At 58.9% G+C, this 16,458-nt stretch carries 21 protein-coding genes; 10 read left to right on the forward strand and 11 right to left on the reverse strand.

Annotated elements, in window-relative coordinates; translation table 11 throughout:
- Positions 1 to 16: 16 nt before the first annotated feature.
- Positions 17 to 541 (reverse strand): ribosome biogenesis factor YjgA, encoded by a 525-nt coding sequence (gene yjgA / locus AC1RJ3_RS22805; protein ID WP_054593999.1) that lies wholly within the window; start codon positions 539 to 541, stop codon positions 17 to 19.
- A 108-nt stretch (positions 542 to 649) separates the two neighbouring features.
- Between yjgA and pmbA the strand changes: the two genes are divergently transcribed.
- Entirely contained in the window at positions 650 to 1,996 is a 1,347-nt protein-coding gene (pmbA, locus tag AC1RJ3_RS22810) for a metalloprotease PmbA (RefSeq protein WP_054593998.1), read from the forward strand.
- A 218-nt stretch (positions 1,997 to 2,214) separates the two neighbouring features.
- On the opposite strand, the gene AC1RJ3_RS22815 is transcribed toward pmbA, so the two are convergent.
- The 10 genes from AC1RJ3_RS22815 to AC1RJ3_RS22860 all read right to left on the reverse strand — a co-directional run bounded on the left by AC1RJ3_RS22815 (position 2,215) and on the right by AC1RJ3_RS22860 (position 9,268).
- Entirely contained in the window at positions 2,215 to 2,487 is a 273-nt protein-coding gene (locus AC1RJ3_RS22815) for an HPr family phosphocarrier protein (RefSeq protein ID WP_054593997.1), read from the reverse strand.
- Between the two features lie 15 nt (positions 2,488 to 2,502).
- Positions 2,503 to 3,360, reverse strand: a complete 858-nt coding sequence (gene rapZ / locus AC1RJ3_RS22820) for an RNase adapter RapZ (RefSeq protein ID WP_054593996.1) — start codon at positions 3,358 to 3,360, stop codon at positions 2,503 to 2,505.
- Positions 3,361 to 3,362: 2 nt separating this feature from the next.
- Positions 3,363 to 3,827 (reverse strand): PTS IIA-like nitrogen regulatory protein PtsN, encoded by a 465-nt coding sequence (gene ptsN, locus AC1RJ3_RS22825; RefSeq protein ID WP_054593995.1) that lies wholly within the window; start codon positions 3,825 to 3,827, stop codon positions 3,363 to 3,365.
- Positions 3,828 to 3,839: 12 nt separating this feature from the next.
- Positions 3,840 to 4,148: a ribosome hibernation-promoting factor, HPF/YfiA family gene (gene hpf / locus AC1RJ3_RS22830; RefSeq protein WP_054593994.1), complete on the reverse strand. Its 309-nt coding sequence runs from the start codon at positions 4,146 to 4,148 to the stop codon at positions 3,840 to 3,842.
- A gap of 109 nt (positions 4,149 to 4,257) precedes the next feature.
- A complete protein-coding gene (locus AC1RJ3_RS22835; RefSeq protein WP_054593993.1) occupies positions 4,258 to 5,751 on the reverse strand; it encodes an RNA polymerase factor sigma-54 in 1,494 nt (497 codons plus the stop codon).
- A gap of 181 nt (positions 5,752 to 5,932) precedes the next feature.
- Positions 5,933 to 6,658: an LPS export ABC transporter ATP-binding protein gene (gene lptB, locus AC1RJ3_RS22840; protein WP_019691895.1), complete on the reverse strand. Its 726-nt coding sequence runs from the start codon at positions 6,656 to 6,658 to the stop codon at positions 5,933 to 5,935.
- Positions 6,658 to 7,203 (reverse strand): lipopolysaccharide transport periplasmic protein LptA, encoded by a 546-nt coding sequence (lptA, locus tag AC1RJ3_RS22845; RefSeq protein ID WP_019691896.1) that lies wholly within the window; start codon positions 7,201 to 7,203, stop codon positions 6,658 to 6,660. Before lptA ends, lptB begins: the two co-directional genes overlap by 1 nt.
- The gene (lptC, locus tag AC1RJ3_RS22850) at positions 7,190 to 7,762 is read right to left on the reverse strand and encodes an LPS export ABC transporter periplasmic protein LptC (protein ID WP_054593992.1); all 573 of its coding nucleotides are present in this window, start codon (positions 7,760 to 7,762) and stop codon (positions 7,190 to 7,192) included. The genes lptA and lptC overlap by 14 nt, the downstream gene beginning before the upstream one ends.
- A 7-nt stretch (positions 7,763 to 7,769) precedes the next feature.
- Complete coding sequence (locus tag AC1RJ3_RS22855) at positions 7,770 to 8,294, reverse strand: KdsC family phosphatase (protein ID WP_493080658.1); 525 nt, start codon at positions 8,292 to 8,294, stop codon at positions 7,770 to 7,772.
- On the reverse strand, positions 8,294 to 9,268 hold the full coding sequence (locus AC1RJ3_RS22860) for a KpsF/GutQ family sugar-phosphate isomerase (RefSeq protein ID WP_054593990.1): 975 nt from the start codon (positions 9,266 to 9,268) through the stop codon (positions 8,294 to 8,296). Before AC1RJ3_RS22860 ends, AC1RJ3_RS22855 begins: the two co-directional genes overlap by 1 nt.
- A 276-nt stretch (positions 9,269 to 9,544) precedes the next feature.
- Here AC1RJ3_RS22860 and AC1RJ3_RS22865 point away from each other — a divergent pair, with 276 nt between their 5' ends.
- From AC1RJ3_RS22865 to hisD, 9 genes are all read left to right on the forward strand, one after another.
- Complete coding sequence (locus tag AC1RJ3_RS22865; RefSeq protein ID WP_054593989.1) at positions 9,545 to 10,354, forward strand: ATP-binding cassette domain-containing protein; 810 nt, start codon at positions 9,545 to 9,547, stop codon at positions 10,352 to 10,354.
- Positions 10,354 to 11,151, forward strand: a complete 798-nt coding sequence (gene mlaE / locus AC1RJ3_RS22870) for a lipid asymmetry maintenance ABC transporter permease subunit MlaE (RefSeq protein WP_054593988.1) — start codon at positions 10,354 to 10,356, stop codon at positions 11,149 to 11,151. The genes AC1RJ3_RS22865 and mlaE overlap by 1 nt, the downstream gene beginning before the upstream one ends.
- The gene (mlaD, locus tag AC1RJ3_RS22875) at positions 11,151 to 11,618 is read left to right on the forward strand and encodes an outer membrane lipid asymmetry maintenance protein MlaD (RefSeq protein WP_054593987.1); all 468 of its coding nucleotides are present in this window, start codon (positions 11,151 to 11,153) and stop codon (positions 11,616 to 11,618) included. The genes mlaE and mlaD overlap by 1 nt, the downstream gene beginning before the upstream one ends.
- A gap of 11 nt (positions 11,619 to 11,629) precedes the next feature.
- Entirely contained in the window at positions 11,630 to 12,289 is a 660-nt protein-coding gene (locus AC1RJ3_RS22880; protein ID WP_054593986.1) for an MlaC/ttg2D family ABC transporter substrate-binding protein, read from the forward strand.
- On the forward strand, positions 12,286 to 12,591 hold the full coding sequence (locus AC1RJ3_RS22885; protein ID WP_054593985.1) for an STAS domain-containing protein: 306 nt from the start codon (positions 12,286 to 12,288) through the stop codon (positions 12,589 to 12,591). Before AC1RJ3_RS22880 ends, AC1RJ3_RS22885 begins: the two co-directional genes overlap by 4 nt.
- A 114-nt stretch (positions 12,592 to 12,705) precedes the next feature.
- Positions 12,706 to 12,957: a BolA family protein gene (locus AC1RJ3_RS22890; RefSeq protein WP_019691904.1), complete on the forward strand. Its 252-nt coding sequence runs from the start codon at positions 12,706 to 12,708 to the stop codon at positions 12,955 to 12,957.
- Between the two features lie 22 nt (positions 12,958 to 12,979).
- On the forward strand, positions 12,980 to 14,245 hold the full coding sequence (gene murA, locus AC1RJ3_RS22895) for a UDP-N-acetylglucosamine 1-carboxyvinyltransferase (RefSeq protein ID WP_054593984.1): 1,266 nt from the start codon (positions 12,980 to 12,982) through the stop codon (positions 14,243 to 14,245).
- 125 nt (positions 14,246 to 14,370) lie between these two features.
- Positions 14,371 to 15,006 carry an ATP phosphoribosyltransferase gene (gene hisG, locus AC1RJ3_RS22900; RefSeq protein WP_007941260.1) on the forward strand — a complete coding sequence of 212 codons (636 nt, stop codon included), beginning with the start codon at positions 14,371 to 14,373 and terminating at the stop codon, positions 15,004 to 15,006.
- Positions 15,007 to 15,130: 124 nt separating this feature from the next.
- Positions 15,131 to 16,456, forward strand: a complete 1,326-nt coding sequence (gene hisD, locus AC1RJ3_RS22905) for a histidinol dehydrogenase (RefSeq protein ID WP_054593983.1) — start codon at positions 15,131 to 15,133, stop codon at positions 16,454 to 16,456.
- Positions 16,457 to 16,458: the final 2 nt, after the last annotated feature.

Consider the following 16,458-nt stretch of genomic DNA (forward strand, 5'->3'; position numbering starts at 1 on the left):
ACACCCCGGTCGAAGACTAACGCAAACCGCGTTGAGTCTCGTCCAGCTCACGGATGTACTTGAAGATTTTTCGGCTGGAGGCAGGAGGCTTGCTTTGGGCGAGCTCGTGCTGGGCCTGACGGATCATGGAGCGCAGTTGCTGGCGATCCGCGTCCGGGTAGTCGACGACGAACTTTTCCAGTACGGCATCGTCGCCAGCGATCAAGCGATCGCGCCAGCGTTCCAGACCGTGGAAACGTTCGTTGTACTGGCGAGTGGAGGCATCGAGTTGGTCAAGCAGCACCAAAATGGCGCTGGTGTCCTGATCGCGCATCAGCTTGCCGATGAACTGCAGGTGCCGTTTACGCGCGATATTCGCGGTGTGCTTGGGCGCATCGGCCAGGGCCCGGCGCAAAGCGTCGGTCAACGGCAGTTTCGCCAGCAAGTCAGGCTTGAGTGTTGTAAGGCGCTCGCCAAGGTCAACCAGAGCATGCAGCTCGCGTTTGACCTGGGATTTGCTTTTTTCTCCCCCGTCGAGGGAGTCGTCGTAAGAATCAACCATGGTGGCAGTCCGCAAAGAAACGCCGCCATGATAACCAGTCGGGGGCCGCTTGTCCGGCCCGGTCGCTCGATGACCTTAACCGAAAGCAGAATTTGAGTGGAGAACAGCATGAGTGCAGTTGAAAGCGTCGGCCCACAAGCGTTGCCGGCACTGCAAGAGCAAGTCGAGCAGATCATCGCCGAAGCCAGGCGCCAGGGCGCCAGCGCCTGCGAAGTGGCTGTGTCTCTGGAGCAAGGCCTGTCGACCACGGTGCGTCAGCGGGAAGTTGAAACCGTTGAGTTCAACCGTGACCAGGGTTTTGGCATTACCTTGTATGTTGGCCAGCGCAAAGGCTCGGCCAGCACCTCGGCCAGTGGCCCCGAGGCCATTCGCGAAACCGTCGCCGCGGCCTTGGCTATCGCCAAGCACACCTCCGAAGACGAACACTCGGGCCTGGCCGACGCCGCGCTGATGGCCAAGGACTTGCCGGACTTCGACCTGTTCCATGAATGGGACATCACCCCTGAGCAAGCGATCGAGCGGGCGCTGGCCTGTGAAGCGGCGGCATTCGCCACCGACAGCCGGATCAAGAACGCCGATGGCACCACCTTGAGCACTCACCAGGGCTGCCGCGTCTATGGCAATAGCCATGGCTTTATCGGTGGTTATGCGTCGACGCGTCACAGCCTGAGTTGCGTGATGATCGCCGAAGCTGACGGTCAGATGCAGCGCGATTACTGGTATGACGTTAATCGCCAGGGCAATCTGCTGGCCGATCCGCTGAGCATCGGTCAACGTGCGGCGCAACGTGCAGCCAGCCGCTTGGGTGCACGTCCGGTACCGACCTGCGAAGTGCCGGTGCTGTTTTCCGCGGAACTGGCGGGTGGTTTGTTCGGCAGTTTCCTCGGCGCAATTTCGGGCGGCAATCTGTACCGCAAGTCGTCGTTCCTTGAAGGTGCACTGGGCCAGAAACTGTTCCCTGAATGGCTGACTATCGATGAGCGTCCGCATCTGATGCGCGCCTTGGGCAGTTCGGCATTCGATGGCGATGGTCTGGCGACGTACGCCAAACCGTTCGTCGAGAAGGGTGAGTTGGTGTCTTATGTGCTCGGTACGTACTCCGGACGCAAACTCGGCATGCCAAGTACCGCCAACGCCGGTGGCGTGCACAATCTGTTCGTTACCCACGGCGATGAAGACCAGGCGGCGCTGTTGCGACGCATGGGGCGCGGCTTGCTGGTGACCGAGTTGATGGGGCAGGGTTTGAACATGGTCACCGGTGACTACTCTCGCGGCGCGGCGGGTTTCTGGGTCGAGAACGGTGAAATCCAGTTCGCGGTCCAGGAAGTGACTATTGCCGGCAACATGCGCGATATGTTCAAGCAGATCATTGCCGTGGGTAATGACCTGGAACTGCGCAGCAACATTCGCACCGGTTCAGTGTTGATCGAGCGGATGACGGTAGCGGGCAGCTAAGCGCTACCGCGATACAAAAAAAGCGCGCCACCCAATGGGTGGCGCGCTTTTTTATTGCCTGAAGCAAACCCTGTGGTGAGGGGGCTTGCTCCCGCTCGATCGCAAAGCGGTCGTAATCCGGCAATCGCGTTCCATCTGAATACTCGCGGTGGCTGATTTTAGGGTCGCTTCGCGACCCAGCGGGAGCAAGCTCCCTCGCCACATAAGCCCGCTCGAGCTTACTCGCCTTCGTCGAAGTAGTTGTTGATCAGCGCCACCAATGCGTCCATCGCTTCCTGCTCCTGCTCACCTTCAGTGCTCAGGTGGATCTTGGTGCCTTTGCCAGCCGCGAGCATCATCATGGCCATGATACTTTTGCCGTCGACCATGGATTGCGGGGTGCGTCCGGCTCTGATCTGGCAGGGAAACTGACCCGCGACGCCAACGAATTTGGCGGAAGCACGGGCATGCAGACCCAGTTTGTTGATGATTTCAATTTCCAGAGCAGGCATCGCGGTGTGAATCCTTTAGCTAAGGTCGCGGTGGCGAACCTGGACGTTCTTCAGGGATTGTTGCAGGACCTGACCCAGGCGTTCGGTCAGGTAGACGGAGCGATGATGCCCGCCGGTGCAGCCAATGGCGATGGTGACGTAAGCGCGGTTGCTGGCGGCAAAGCGCGGTAGCCATTTGAGCAGGTAAGTGGAGATGTCCTGGAACATCTCTTCGACATCCGGTTGAGCTGCCAGGTACTCGGCAACCGGCTGGTCCAGCCCGGACTGACCGCGCAGTTCCGGCTTCCAGTATGGGTTCGGCAAGCAACGTACGTCGAACACCAGATCGGCATCCACCGGCATGCCCCGCTTGAAGCCGAAGGATTCCACCAGAAACGCAGTGCCCGGCTCTGGCTGGTTCAAGAGGCGCAACTTGATGGTATCGCGCAACTGATACAGGTTCAGATTGGTGGTGTTGACCTTGAGGTCCGCCAGGTCGGCAATCGGTCCCAGCAGATTGGTTTCGTCATCGATGGCTTCGGCCAGCGAGCGGTTGGCGCTGCTCAGCGGGTGGCGGCGACGGGTTTCCGAGAAACGCTTGAGCAAGGTTTCTTCGTCGGCGTCCAGGTACAGCACATCGCATTGAATGTGCCGGCTGCGCACTTCTTCCAGGAGTTCCGGGAAGCGTGACAGGTGGCTCGGCAGGTTGCGCGCATCGATGGAAACCGCAACCAGCGGTTGCGCCAGTTCGGTGTGAATCAGTGCGCGCTCGGCCAGTTCCGGTAACAGGCCGGCCGGCAGGTTGTCGATGCAGTAGTAACCGTTGTCCTCCAGTACATCGAGGGCGGTACTTTTACCTGAGCCAGAACGGCCGCTGACGATGATCAAGCGCATGATTAGTGACCGTTCTGCTCGTCGAGGACAACCTGATACAGGGCTTCATTACTTTTTGCGCTGCGCAGGCGATCACGGACTTCTTTACGATCGAGCATGCTGGCGATCTGGCGCAGCAGTTCCAGGTGCGCATCGGTAGCGGCTTGCGGGACCAGCAGAACGAATAGCAGGTCGACCGGAGCGCCGTCGATGGCGTCGAAATCTATAGGAGCGTCCAGGTGCATCAAGGCACTGATGGGCGACTCGCAACCTTTGAGGCGGCAGTGGGGGATGGCGATGCCGTTGCCAAAACCGGTGGAGCCGAGTTTTTCACGGGCGACCAGACTCTCGAAGACATCCTGCATGGCCAGACCCGGCACTTCGCGGGCGATCAGGTTGGCAATTTGTTCGAGGGCTTTCTTTTTACTGCCGCCCGGCACGTTCACCAAAGAACGGCCGGGGGTCAGGATGTTTTCAAGTCGGATCATGGGTTGGGAGTGTTAACGACCGGTCGCGCCCTGGAGGAGGCTCTGGGTCTTTTCCTTATGCTTTTTGAGTTGTTTATCCAGCTTGTCGGTCAGGGCGTCGATCGCGGCATACATGTCGTTATGCTCAGCGTTGGCGACCACTTCTCCACCGGGGATATGCAGCGTGGCTTCGATTTTCTGCAGCAGCTTCTCGACGGTCAACGTGACCTGCACATTGGTGATCTTGTCGAAATGCCTTTCTAATCGGTCGAGCTTTTCGCCGATGTAGATGCGCAGGGGTTCGGTCACTTCCAGTTGGTGTCCACTGATGTTGACTTGCATACAGCTTCTCCTTCGTTGCCAGTGCATAAGGCGGCAGGCTGGCTTGCCTGCCACTAGAGCGTGTCCGAAAAGCTTTCGAACACACCCTGGAACGCTATGGCGTAGCCCGTCACATCAACCGCTTGCGTTCGCTCGAAGGCGCGATCCCCAGGGACTCGCGGTACTTGGCGACGGTGCGGCGGGCCACCTGAATGCCTTGTGCCTCCAGTAAACCAGCGATCTTGCTGTCACTCAACGGCTTTTTCTGATTTTCCGCTGCAACCAGTTTTTTGATGATTGCGCGGATCGCTGTGGACGAGCATTCGCCGCCTTCAGAGGTGCTGACATGGCTGGAGAAAAAGTATTTCAGTTCATAAATACCGCGTGGGGTATGCATGAATTTTTGCGTGGTCACCCGTGAAATCGTCGACTCGTGCATGCCGACCGCTTCAGCGATGTCATGCAGGACCAAAGGCTTCATGGCCTCATCGCCGTACTCAAGGAAGCCGCGCTGGTGCTCGACGATCTGGGTAGCGACTTTCATCAGGGTTTCGTTGCGGCTTTGCAGGCTCTTGATGAACCAGCGCGCTTCCTGCAACTGATTGCGCATGAAGGTATTGTCGGCGCTGGTGTCGGCGCGACGGACGAAGCCGGCGTATTGCGGGTTGACGCGCAGGCGCGGAACCGACTCCTGGTTCAACTCCACCAGCCAGCGCTCGTTGTCTTTGCGCACGATGACGTCGGGAACGACGTACTCGGCTTCGCTGGACTCGATTTGCGAGCCTGGACGCGGATTCAGGCTTTGCACCAGTTCGATGACCTGGCGTAGCTCATCTTCCTTGAGCTTCATGCGGCGCATCAGTTGGCTGTAGTCGCGGCTGCCCAGCAGGTCGATGTAATCGATGACGAGGCGCTTGGCCTCAGCCAGCCAAGGGGTATTGGCTGGCAATTGGCGCAGTTGCAGCAACAGGCATTCGCTGAGGTTGCGTGCGCCGATACCGGCCGGCTCGAATTGCTGGATGCGATGCAGGACGGCTTCGATCTCGTCGAGCTCGATGTCCAGTTCCGGATCGAAGGCTTCGAGGATTTCCTCGAGGGTTTCGTCCAGGTAGCCCTGATTGTTGATGCAATCGATCAGGGTCACCGCGATCAGTCGATCGGTGTCGGACATCGGCGCCAGGTTCAATTGCCAGAGCAGATGACTCTGCAGGCTTTCGCCGGCGGAAGTGCGAGTGGTGAAGTCCCATTCGTCGTCATCGTTGCTCGGCAGGCTGCTGGCGCTGGTCTGGTAAACGTCTTCCCAGGCGGTGTCGACCGGCAGTTCGTTAGGGATGCGCTCATTCCAGTCGCCTTCCTCGAGGTTGTCTACCGTCGGCGCGGTTTCCTGGTAGGAGGGTTCCTGGATGTCGGTGTTGGGTTTCTGCTCGATATTGTCCGCCATCGGGTCGGCGTTATCGAAGTCGTCGCCTTCTTCCTGGCGTTCGAGCATTGGATTGGACTCCAGTGCCTCCTGGATTTCCTGTTGCAGGTCCAGGGTCGACAATTGGAGCAGGCGGATGGCCTGTTGCAGCTGCGGTGTCATCGTCAGCTGCTGGCCCATTCTCAAGACTAGCGATGGTTTCATGGCAGGGGCTTAACACCTTATTCGCCGGCGCACATGCGCCATCCACTACAGGGCGCCGGAGCGCCAAACATAAGCAAATTATATGCCTGAAACTGAAGTGTTTGCCTAGAGCGCTGTAACAATAAATACGTATAGTTTTATTGGGGCAAGCGCTCCGGCGACTGACCAGGCACCTCAGTGCTTACAGGCGGAACTCATGGCCCAGATACACTTCCTTGACCAGGTCATTGGCCAGGATGGTTTCGGCGTCGCCTTCGGCGATCAATTGACCGTCGTTGACGATGTAGGCGGTTTCGCAGATGTCCAGGGTTTCACGAACGTTGTGGTCCGTGATCAGCACGCCGATACCCTTGGCCTTGAGGTGATGAATGATCTGCTTGATGTCGCCCACCGAAATCGGGTCCACGCCGGCGAAAGGTTCGTCGAGCAGGATGAATTTCGGTGCCGTGGCCAGGGCGCGAGCGATTTCCACACGGCGACGTTCGCCACCGGAAAGGCTCATGCCGAGGTTGTCGCGGATATGGTTGATGTGGAATTCCTGCAACAGGCTTTCCAGCTCTTTGCGACGACCGGCCTTGTCGAGTTCCTTGCGGGTCTCGAGGATGGCCATGATGTTGTCGGCGACCGAGAGTTTGCGGAAGATCGACGCTTCTTGTGGCAGATAGCCGATACCCGCTCGTGCACGACCGTGCATTGGCTGGTGGCTGACGTCCAGGTCGTCGATCAGTACGCGCCCCTGATCGGCCTGGACCAGGCCCACGATCATGTAGAAGCAGGTTGTCTTGCCGGCACCGTTCGGGCCAAGCAGGCCGACGATCTGGCCGCTGTCGATCGACAGGCTGACGTCACGCACGACCTGGCGGCTCTTGTAGCTCTTGGCCAGATGCTGGGCTTTCAGAGTTGCCATTACTGGGCCTTCTGCTCGTCGGTTTTCTTTTTCGGCTGGATCACCATATCGACCCGTGGGCGCGGCGCAGTGACCGAGGCACCGGTAGCGCGGCCTGCGTTAGCAACCTGCTTGACGGTGTCGTAGACGATTTTCTCGCCTTCGGTGGTGTTGCCTTCGTTGATCACCTTGGCGCGGTCGATCAGTACGATGCGGTTTTGCGCGGCATGGTACTGGATAGTCACCCCGTAGCCCTGGACGGGTTTCGTGTCGGTCGGCTTTTGCAACTGCTCGAAATACGCCAGGTTGCCCACCGAGGTCACGACATCGATGTCGCCGGCCTTGGTGCGGGTGATGGTCACGGTGTTGCCTTTGATGATCATCGAGCCCTGGGTAATGATCACGTCACCTTTGTAGGTGGCCACGCCATTCTTGTCGTCCAGCTGAGCATCGTCAGCCTGAATGCGAATGGGTTGCTGGCTATCGTTCGGCAGAGCCCAGGCGCTCACGCTTCCCAGTGCTGCGCCCAGACTGAGCAAAATAGGGAGAGTTTTAACGAGCCTCATACTGTCCTCTTACGTTCGATAGCAGGTGTATCCTGCTGTCTTTCAAATACGCTTTCATTCCGTTACCAGTCGATACACCACCAGCGCCGTCGATTCTAACGGCTTGCTGGGTCTGCGCATATTGCTGTTGCGGGAATACCGTCATACGACTACTGGTAATCAGCATCGGGCGGTTCTGCTCGTCCGTGCGTGCGATACGTACCGAGTCGATCAATTCAACTTCAGTGCCGCCTGAGTTGACCTCGCCACGCTTGCTCTGGACGTGCCAAGGGTACGCGGTGCCCCGATACATGTTCAGGTCGGGGTTGGTCAGCAGGGTGATGTCGGTTGCTTTGACGTGCTCGACCTTGTCGGATGTCAGGTCATACTGCAATTTGCCATCGGGCAGGTACTGCACGCTGTGGGCGTTGATGGCGTAGTAGTCGATCTGGCTCTCGTCGACGTGCGCTACCGGCTTGTCGAGAAAGCGTTCCGGGCTGATGTTCCAGTAGCCAACGGCCGCGAGCAACGCGGCAATGACCCCGAAAAACACTATGTTGCGAATTTTCTTGCTCAGCATAAGTGGCTCACAGGTACGCGGCATTAGCCGCTTCAAGGTTGCCCTGGGCACGCAGGATCAGCTCACAGAACTCGCGAGCGGCACCTTCGCCGCCACGGGCCTGAGTGATGCCGTGAGCGTTTTCGCGGACGAAGCTGGCGGCGTTGGCCACTGCCATGCCCAGGCCAACACGGCGAATCACCGGCAGATCCGGCAGGTCGTCGCCCAGGTAGGCAACCTGTTCATAGCTTAGGCCCAGTTGCGCCAGAAGCTCGTCGAGCACTACCAGTTTGTCCTCGCGGCCCTGATACAGGTGAGGAATACCAAGGTTTTTGGCGCGTCGCTCGACCACCGGGGTCTTGCGTCCGCTGATGATGGAGGTCGTCACGCCGGAGGCCATCAGCATTTTGATGCCCTGGCCGTCGAGCGTGTTGAAGGTCTTGAATTCGCTGCCGTCTTCGAGAAAGTACAGGCGGCCGTCGGTCAGCACGCCATCGACGTCGAAGACCGCGAGCTTGATGTTTTTGCCGCGTTGCAGCAGGTCCGTGCTCATTACATTACTCCCGCGCGCAGCAAATCGTGCATGTTCAAGGCGCCCACCGGACGGTCCTCGTTGTCGACCACCACCAGTGCGTTGATTTTGTGGTCTTCCATGATTTTCAGGGCTTCGGCGGCGAGCATTTCGGCGCGCGCAGTCTTGCCATGAGGCGTCATGACGTCGTCAATGGTGGCTTGATGGATGTCAATGGTCCGGTCCAGTGTGCGACGCAGGTCGCCGTCGGTGAAAATGCCGGCGAGTTTGCCGTCAGCTTCCAGTACCACGGTCATGCCCAGGCCCTTGCGGGTCATTTCCATCAGCGCGTCTTTGAGCGGTGTGCCGCGGACTACTTGCGGCAGTTCCTGGCCGGCATGCATGACGTTTTCGACTTTCAGCAACAAACGGCGACCCAGAGCGCCGCCCGGGTGTGAGAACGCGAAATCTTCGGCAGTGAAGCCGCGGGCTTCCAGCAAGGCAACGGCCAGTGCATCACCCATTACCAGCGCTGCCGTGGTGGAGGAGGTCGGTGCCAGGTTCAGCGGGCACGCTTCGTGCTCGACATGAACATTGAGGTTCACCTCGGCAGCCTTGGCCAGCGGCGAATCAGGATTGCCGGTCAGGCTGATCAGCTTGATGCCCAGACGCTTGATCAGCGGCAGCAGCGTGACGATTTCATTGGTGGAGCCGGAGTTCGACAGCGCGAGGATGATGTCATCGCGAGTGATCATGCCCATGTCGCCGTGACTGGCTTCGGCGGGGTGTACGAAAAAAGCCGTGGTGCCGGTGCTGGCGAGGGTGGCGGCAATCTTGTTGCCGATGTGCCCGGATTTGCCCATGCCGACCACGACCACGCGGCCTTTGCTGGCCAGAATCATCTCGCAAGCGCGTACGAAATCTGCGTCGATGTGGGCCAGCAAGCCTTCTACGGCTTCAAGCTCGAGGCGGATGGTGCGTTGTGCTGATTGAATCAGGTCGCTGGATTGGCTCATGTCAGAAATCGTATAGCCTGAGAAAAGGCGGCGATTATAGCGGTAATGAGCAAATCCCTCACGTTAGTTCGTCGTGCTTTATTCAGGCGACCCCCGCAAACGCTGAAACTTGTGTCTATTTGCCTGTCTTGATGCTGAACACCGCGGGCTTCGGCCTTGGGCGCTTTGCATTAGCGGTGATATAGTTCGTCGCCAGTTCGGCCTGCCCAGGATGTTGTGTGCTCTCGGCAGGGAGCCCGGCGTCCGAGTGAGAGGCTTGCATCGCAAGGAGTTTAGATGAGTGCCGATAACGCCTACGCGGTCGAGCTGAAGGGAGTGTCCTTCAAGCGCGGCGCGCGCAGCATTTTCAATAATGTCGATATTCGCATTCCGCGCGGTAAGGTCACCGGCATCATGGGACCTTCCGGTTGCGGAAAAACCACGCTGCTGCGCCTGATGGGCGCACAGTTGCGCCCATCAAGTGGCGAAGTGTGGGTCAACGGGCAAAATTTGCCCACGCTGTCTCGTAGCGACCTGTTCGATGCGCGCAAGCATATGGGCGTGCTGTTTCAGAGCGGCGCGCTGTTCACGGACCTCGATGTTTTCGAAAACATTGCCTTTCCGCTGCGTGTTCATACCAAACTTCCGGATGAAATGATCCGAGACATCGTCCTGCTCAAACTGCAGGCGGTGGGGTTGCGCGGTGCTATCGACCTGATGCCCGATGAGTTGTCCGGCGGCATGAAGCGCCGTGTTGCGCTGGCACGGGCGATTGCCCTCGATCCGCAAATTCTGATGTACGACGAGCCTTTTGTCGGTCAGGACCCAATCGCCATGGGCGTTCTGGTGCGCCTGATCCGTCTGCTTAACGACGCCTTGGGCATCACCAGCATCGTGGTTTCCCATGATCTGGCCGAAACCGCGAGTATTGCCGACTACCTGTATGTTGTAGGCGATGGGCAGGTGTTGGGGCAGGGGACTCCCGATGAACTGATGAACTCCGATAATCCGCGGATTCACCAATTCATGAAGGGCGATCCAGACGGGCCGGTACCGTTCCACTTTCCAGCGACGGATTACCGCGCAGATCTTCTGGGGAAGCGCTGATGCGCAAGATTTCACTAATAGAGAGAGTTCGTCGATTCGGCCAGGCCGGCATCGACAGCGTCGCGGTGCTCGGCCGTTCATCACTGTTCCTGTTTCACGCCCTGCTGGGGCGTGGTGGCGTCAGCGGCGGATTTGGCTTGCTGGTCAAGCAGTTGCACTCGGTCGGCGTGATGTCCCTGGTGATCATCGTGGTCTCCGGGATATTTATCGGGATGGTGCTGGCGCTGCAAGGCTTCAACATTTTGTCCAGCTACGGTTCGGAGCAGGCGGTCGGGCAGATGGTTGCGCTGACGCTGTTGCGTGAGCTGGGGCCGGTGGTGACCGCATTGCTGTTCGCCGGGCGTGCCGGTTCTGCGTTGACCGCCGAGATCGGCAACATGAAGTCCACCGAGCAGTTGTCCAGTCTGGAAATGATTGGCGTCGACCCGCTCAAGTACATCATTGCCCCCCGTCTGTGGGCCGGCTTCATTTCCCTACCAGTGCTGGCGATGATTTTCAGCGTGGTCGGTATCTGGGGCGGTTCCTGGGTGGCTGTCGACTGGTTGGGTGTGTATGAAGGTTCCTACTGGTCGAACATGCAAAACAGCGTGACGTTCGACGGTGACGTATTCAATGGCATCATTAAAAGCATTGTCTTTGCCTTTGTCGTGACCTGGATCGCCGTATTTCAAGGCTATGACTGTGAGCCCACTTCGGAAGGGATCAGTCGTGCCACCACCAAAACCGTGGTGTATGCCTCATTGGCCATCCTCGGCCTGGACTTTATTTTGACTGCCTTGATGTTTGGAGATTTCTGATGCAAAACCGCACCCTGGAAATCGGTGTCGGCCTTTTCTTGCTGGCTGGCATCCTGGCTTTAGTGTTGCTTGCCCTGCGGGTCAGTGGACTGTCCCCTGTTTCGAGCACCGACAGCTATAAACTTTATGCGTACTTCGACAATATCGCCGGTTTGACGGTCAGATCAAAAGTGACCATGGCCGGTGTGACCATCGGCAAGGTCACGGCAATCGATCTGGATCGCGACAGCTTCACCGGACGAGTGACCATGCAGCTGGAAAAGCGGGTAGATAATCTGCCGACCGACTCCACTGCATCTATCCTCACCGCTGGCCTGTTGGGTGAGAAATACATCGGTATCAGCGTGGGCGGGGAACAGGCCCTGCTCAAGGATGGCGGGACCATCCATGACACGCAGTCATCGCTGGTGCTCGAAGACCTGATCGGTAAATTCCTGCTCAATACCGTTAGCAAAGACGCCAAATAAGGAGTTTTTTCATGATCTCAACCTTGCGACGTGGCCTGTTGGTATTACTGGCGGTCTTGCCGTTCATGGGTAACGCCGTGGCTGCGCAGTCCGCGCACGATATCGTGCAGGACACCACCAATCGGTTGCTCGCCGATCTGTCGGCCAATAAAGCGAAGTACAAGCAGGATCCGAACGGTTTCTACGATGCCTTGAACACCATCGTCGGGCCTGTGGTGGATGCCGAGGGCATCTCCAAGAGCATCATGACGGTCAAGTACTCGCGCAATGCCACACCTGCGCAAATGAAAACCTTTGAAGATAACTTCAAGCGCGGGCTCTTCCAGTTCTATGGCAATGCTTTGCTTGAGTACAACAATCAGGGCATTACCGTTGATGCGGCCAAGGATGAATCGGGAGACCGCACCAGCGTTGGCATGACGGTCAAAGGCAGCAACGGCGCGATCTATCCTGTGTCCTACACACTCGAAAAGATCAATGGCGAGTGGAAGCTGCGTAACGTGATCATCAACGGCATCAACATTGGCAAGCTGTTCCGTGATCAGTTCAGCGACGCGATGCAGCGCAATGGCAATAACCTGGACGCGACCATCAATGGTTGGGCCGGTGAAGTCGCCAAAGCCAAGGAAAAGACCGACGCAGAAACGACTCAGAAGAAGCCCGCCCAATGAGTGAGTCGGCTGTCAGCATGGGCGAGGCCGGTGAGCTGATGCTCAGCGGCGTACTCGATTACCGTACCGGGCCGGCCCTGCGCAAGCAGGGCCAGGCCTTGATCAAGTCGAGCACCGCGTCAGCCCTGGTAGTTGATTGCTCGGGTGTGCAAAAGTCCAGCAGCGTCGGTTTGTCGTTGTTGCTGTGTTTCATGCGTGACGCGCAAGCGGCGGGCAAGGCGCTGAGCATCCGTGCCTTGCCTGACGACATGCGTGAAATCGCTCAGGTCAGCGAATTGACCGAGCTGTTGGCACACCCCTAACTATCATCTATAAAGAAGCCCCCCGTCAGAGTCCTGCTATGCGGGGTTCGCAGGCGCGGGGCTTTTTTGTATGATGTCCGACCCGCGCGCACAGGGCGCCGATTGAGGTTGAGCATGCAGGCCAACGAAGTGAAGAGCTTTCTTGAAGGAAAGCTGTCCGAAACTCTTTTATCAGTACAGGTAGAAGTTGAGGGCGAAGGCTGCAACTTTCAGCTGAACGTGATTAGCGATGAACTGGCGGCATTGAGCCCGGTCAAGCGTCAGCAGCAGATCTATGCCCATTTGAACCCATGGATCACCGATGGCAGCATCCATGCGGTCACTATGAAATTTTTCAGCAGCGCGGCCTGGGCCGAGCGCACCTGAGCCCAAGGGCGTCGAGATTCTTATGGATAAACTGATTATTACCGGCGGTGTTCGTCTTGATGGCGAAATCCGCATTTCCGGGGCAAAGAACTCTGCCCTGCCGATTCTGGCGGCAACGCTGCTGTGCGATGGCCCGGTTACCGTCGCCAACCTGCCGCACCTGCACGACATCACCACCATGATCGAGCTGTTCGGTCGCATGGGCATTGAGCCGGTGATCGACGAGAAACTCAGCGTCGAAATCGACCCGCGGACCATCAAGACCCTGATCGCTCCGTACGAACTGGTTAAAACCATGCGTGCGTCGATTCTGGTTCTGGGCCCGATGGTTGCGCGTTTCGGTGAAGCTGAAGTCGCACTGCCTGGCGGATGCGCCATCGGTTCGCGTCCGGTCGACCTGCACATCCGTGGCCTTGAAGCCATGGGTGCAGTCATTGACGTGGAAGGCGGCTACATCAAGGCCAAGGCGCCAGAAGGCGGCCTGCGCGGTGCACATTTCTTCTTCGATACCGTCAGTGTGACCGGTACCGAGAACATCATGATGGCAGCCGCCCTGGCCAAGGGCCGCAGCGTTCTGGCTAACGCCGCTCGCGAACCTGAAGTCGTCGACCTGGCGAACTTCCTGAACGCCATGGGCGCGAAGGTTTCCGGTGCCGGCACCGACACCATCACCATCGACGGCGTCGAACGTCTGCACACGACCACTTACAAAGTGATGCCGGACCGTATCGAAACCGGTACTTACCTGGTGGCAGCTGCCGTGACTGGCGGCCGCGTGAAGGTCAAGGACACCGATCCGACCATCCTTGAAGCCGTTCTGGAAAAACTCAAGGAAGCGGGCGCCGAAATCACTACCGGCGAAGACTGGATCGAGCTGAACATGCACGGCAAGCGGCCGAAAGCCGTCAACGTGCGTACCGCTCCGTACCCGGCGTTCCCGACCGACATGCAAGCGCAGTTCATCTCCCTCAACGCGATTGCCGAAGGCACTGGCGCTGTGATCGAGACGATCTTCGAAAACCGCTTCATGCACGTCTACGAGCTGCACCGCATGGGCGCTCACATCCAGGTCGAAGGTAATACCGCGATCGTCACCGGCATCGAAAAGCTCAAGGGCGCGCCAGTCATGGCCACCGACCTGCGGGCTTCGGCCAGCCTGGTGATTTCGGCGCTGATCGCCGAAGGCGACACGCTGATCGATCGCATCTACCACATCGACCGTGGTTACGAGTGCATCGAAGAGAAACTGCAGATGCTCGGCGCGAAAATCCGCCGCGTACCGGGCTAGTTTCTGCTTCATGGGCGCAGGGACGTGCCCGTTGATTTGTTAAGATCGAGCCCGTTACGGCTCGATGTGTGTCCGGCGCCATTTGCGACCGGGCATGAGTACCTTGATAAGGACTGACGTTTCCCATGTTGACCATCGCACTGTCCAAGGGCCGCATCCTTGACGACACCCTGCCGCTTCTGGCTGAAGCGGGCATCGTGCCGACCGAGAATCCGGACAAGAGCCGCAAGCTGATCATCCCCACGACCCAGGCCGATGTGCGCTTGCTGATCGTGCGTGCCACCGATGTGCCGACCTACGTCGAGCATGGTGCCGCTGACCTGGGCGTCGCCGGTAAAGATGTGCTGATGGAATACGGCGGCCAGGGCCTGTACGAGCCACTGGACCTGCAAATTGCCCAGTGCAAGCTGATGACCGCAGGTAAAGTCGGCGCGGTCGAGCCCAAGGGTCGTCTGCGCATCGCCACCAAGTTCGTCAACGTTGCCAAGCGTTATTACGCAGAGCAGGGTCGTCAGGTCGACATCATCAAGCTATATGGCTCGATGGAGCTGGCACCGCTGATCGGTCTGGCGGACAAGATCATCGACGTGGTCGATACCGGCAACACGCTGCGGGCCAACGGCCTGGAGCCACAGGATTTCATTGCTGCCATCAGCTCCCGGCTGATCGTCAACAAAGCTTCGATGAAAATGCAGCACGCCCGTATCCAGGCGTTGATCGACACCCTGCGCAAGGCAGTGGAGTCTCGACACCGCGGCTGATTCACCTGCGCGACGTTGAGTCGCGCCCGTCTATCCGCCTCATAGCCAGAATTCTCAGGTGCCCAAGCGGATCGAATGGTAGCTTCGGGCGCCTGAGTTTTTGCCAACCTATGAGGCTCTCGCTATGACCGCACCGACTGCAATTCGCCGACTCAACGCTGCTGACCCGGATTTCGCGCATCATCTGGATCATCTGCTGAGCTGGGAAAGTGTGTCTGACGACTCGGTCAATCAGCGGGTGCTGGACATCATCAAGGCTGTGCGTGAACGCGGCGACGCGGCGCTGGTTGAATTCACCCAGAAGTTCGACGGTCTGCAAGTGGCGTCGATGGCCGACCTGATCCTGCCGCGCGAGCGCCTGGAACTGGCACTGACCCGGATCACCGTGCCTCAGCGCGAAGCGCTGGAAAAAGCCGCGGCGCGGGTGCGCAGCTACCACGAAAAACAGAAGCAGGACTCCTGGAGCTACACCGAAGCCGACGGCACGGTGCTGGGCCAGAAAGTCACGCCGCTGGATCGCGCCGGTCTGTACGTCCCGGGCGGCAAGGCGTCTTACCCGTCTTCGGTGTTGATGAATGCGATTCCGGCCAAGGTGGCCGGCGTGACTGAAGTGGTCATGGTCGTACCGACGCCACGCGGTGAAGTCAACGAGCTGGTGTTGGCGGCGGCGTGCATCGCGGGCGTCGACCGGGTGTTCACCATCGGCGGCGCGCAAGCGGTTGCCGCGCTGGCCTACGGCACCGAAAGCGTGCCGAAGGTCGACAAGGTCGTCGGCCCGGGCAACATCTATGTCGCCACCGCCAAGCGCCACGTGTTCGGCCAGGTCGGTATCGACATGATTGCCGGCCCATCGGAAATCCTCGTGGTGTGCGACGGCCAGACCGATCCGGACTGGATCGCCATGGACCTGTTCTCCCAGGCCGAGCACGACGAAGACGCCCAGGCGATTCTGGTCAGTCCCGACGCCGGGTTCCTCGACCAGGTGGCGGCAAGCATCGCCAAACTGCTGCCGACCATGGAGCGCGCCGAAATCATCAACACCTCGATCAATGGCCGTGGTGCGCTGATTCAGGTTCGCGACATGCAGCAAGCCATCGACGTGGCCAACCGCATTGCGCCGGAACACCTGGAACTGTCGGTGGCCGATCCGCAAGCCTGGTTGCCGCAGATCCGCCACGCCGGCGCAATCTTCATGGGCCGCCATACGTCCGAGGCTTTGGGCGATTACTGCGCCGGTCCCAACCACGTGCTGCCGACTTCCGGCACCGCGCGTTTCTCCTCGCCGCTGGGTGTGTATGACTTCCAGAAACGTTCGTCGATTATCTTCTGCTCCGAGCAGGGTGCCTCCGAACTGGGCAAGACCGCTTCCGTGCTGGCCCGTGGCGAGTCGCTGACCGCTCACGCCCGCAGCGCCGAATACCGCATCGTTGACGACAAGCAGGGGAACTGAGC

Source organism: Pseudomonas sp. GW822-FHT04C11 (assembly GCF_058800905.1).

Excerpts from the sequence above, each read along its gene's own strand:
- mlaE (WP_054593988.1), top strand. The coding sequence starts at position 10,354 with ATGCGCAAGATTTCACTAATAGAGAGAGTTCGTCGATTCGGCCAGGCC.
- AC1RJ3_RS22815 (WP_054593997.1), bottom strand. The coding sequence starts at position 2,487 with ATGCCTGCTCTGGAAATTGAAATCATCAACAAACTGGGTCTGCATGCC.
- AC1RJ3_RS22885 (WP_054593985.1), top strand. The coding sequence starts at position 12,286 with ATGAGTGAGTCGGCTGTCAGCATGGGCGAGGCCGGTGAGCTGATGCTC.
- AC1RJ3_RS22855 (WP_493080658.1), bottom strand. The coding sequence starts at position 8,294 with ATGAGCACGGACCTGCTGCAACGCGGCAAAAACATCAAGCTCGCGGTC.
- hisG (WP_007941260.1), top strand. The coding sequence starts at position 14,371 with ATGTTGACCATCGCACTGTCCAAGGGCCGCATCCTTGACGACACCCTG.
- hisD (WP_054593983.1), top strand. The coding sequence starts at position 15,131 with ATGACCGCACCGACTGCAATTCGCCGACTCAACGCTGCTGACCCGGAT.
- lptB (WP_019691895.1), bottom strand. The coding sequence starts at position 6,658 with ATGGCAACTCTGAAAGCCCAGCATCTGGCCAAGAGCTACAAGAGCCGC.
- rapZ (WP_054593996.1), bottom strand. The coding sequence starts at position 3,360 with ATGCGCTTGATCATCGTCAGCGGCCGTTCTGGCTCAGGTAAAAGTACC.
- lptC (WP_054593992.1), bottom strand. The coding sequence starts at position 7,762 with ATGCTGAGCAAGAAAATTCGCAACATAGTGTTTTTCGGGGTCATTGCC.
- mlaD (WP_054593987.1), top strand. The coding sequence starts at position 11,151 with ATGCAAAACCGCACCCTGGAAATCGGTGTCGGCCTTTTCTTGCTGGCT.
- yjgA (WP_054593999.1), bottom strand. The coding sequence starts at position 541 with ATGGTTGATTCTTACGACGACTCCCTCGACGGGGGAGAAAAAAGCAAA.
- AC1RJ3_RS22835 (WP_054593993.1), bottom strand. The coding sequence starts at position 5,751 with ATGAAACCATCGCTAGTCTTGAGAATGGGCCAGCAGCTGACGATGACA.
- AC1RJ3_RS22865 (WP_054593989.1), top strand. The coding sequence starts at position 9,545 with ATGAGTGCCGATAACGCCTACGCGGTCGAGCTGAAGGGAGTGTCCTTC.
- AC1RJ3_RS22890 (WP_019691904.1), top strand. The coding sequence starts at position 12,706 with ATGCAGGCCAACGAAGTGAAGAGCTTTCTTGAAGGAAAGCTGTCCGAA.
- hpf (WP_054593994.1), bottom strand. The coding sequence starts at position 4,148 with ATGCAAGTCAACATCAGTGGACACCAACTGGAAGTGACCGAACCCCTG.
- murA (WP_054593984.1), top strand. The coding sequence starts at position 12,980 with ATGGATAAACTGATTATTACCGGCGGTGTTCGTCTTGATGGCGAAATC.
- ptsN (WP_054593995.1), bottom strand. The coding sequence starts at position 3,827 with ATGATCCGACTTGAAAACATCCTGACCCCCGGCCGTTCTTTGGTGAAC.
- AC1RJ3_RS22860 (WP_054593990.1), bottom strand. The coding sequence starts at position 9,268 with ATGAGCCAATCCAGCGACCTGATTCAATCAGCACAACGCACCATCCGC.
- AC1RJ3_RS22880 (WP_054593986.1), top strand. The coding sequence starts at position 11,630 with ATGATCTCAACCTTGCGACGTGGCCTGTTGGTATTACTGGCGGTCTTG.
- lptA (WP_019691896.1), bottom strand. The coding sequence starts at position 7,203 with ATGAGGCTCGTTAAAACTCTCCCTATTTTGCTCAGTCTGGGCGCAGCA.
- pmbA (WP_054593998.1), top strand. The coding sequence starts at position 650 with ATGAGTGCAGTTGAAAGCGTCGGCCCACAAGCGTTGCCGGCACTGCAA.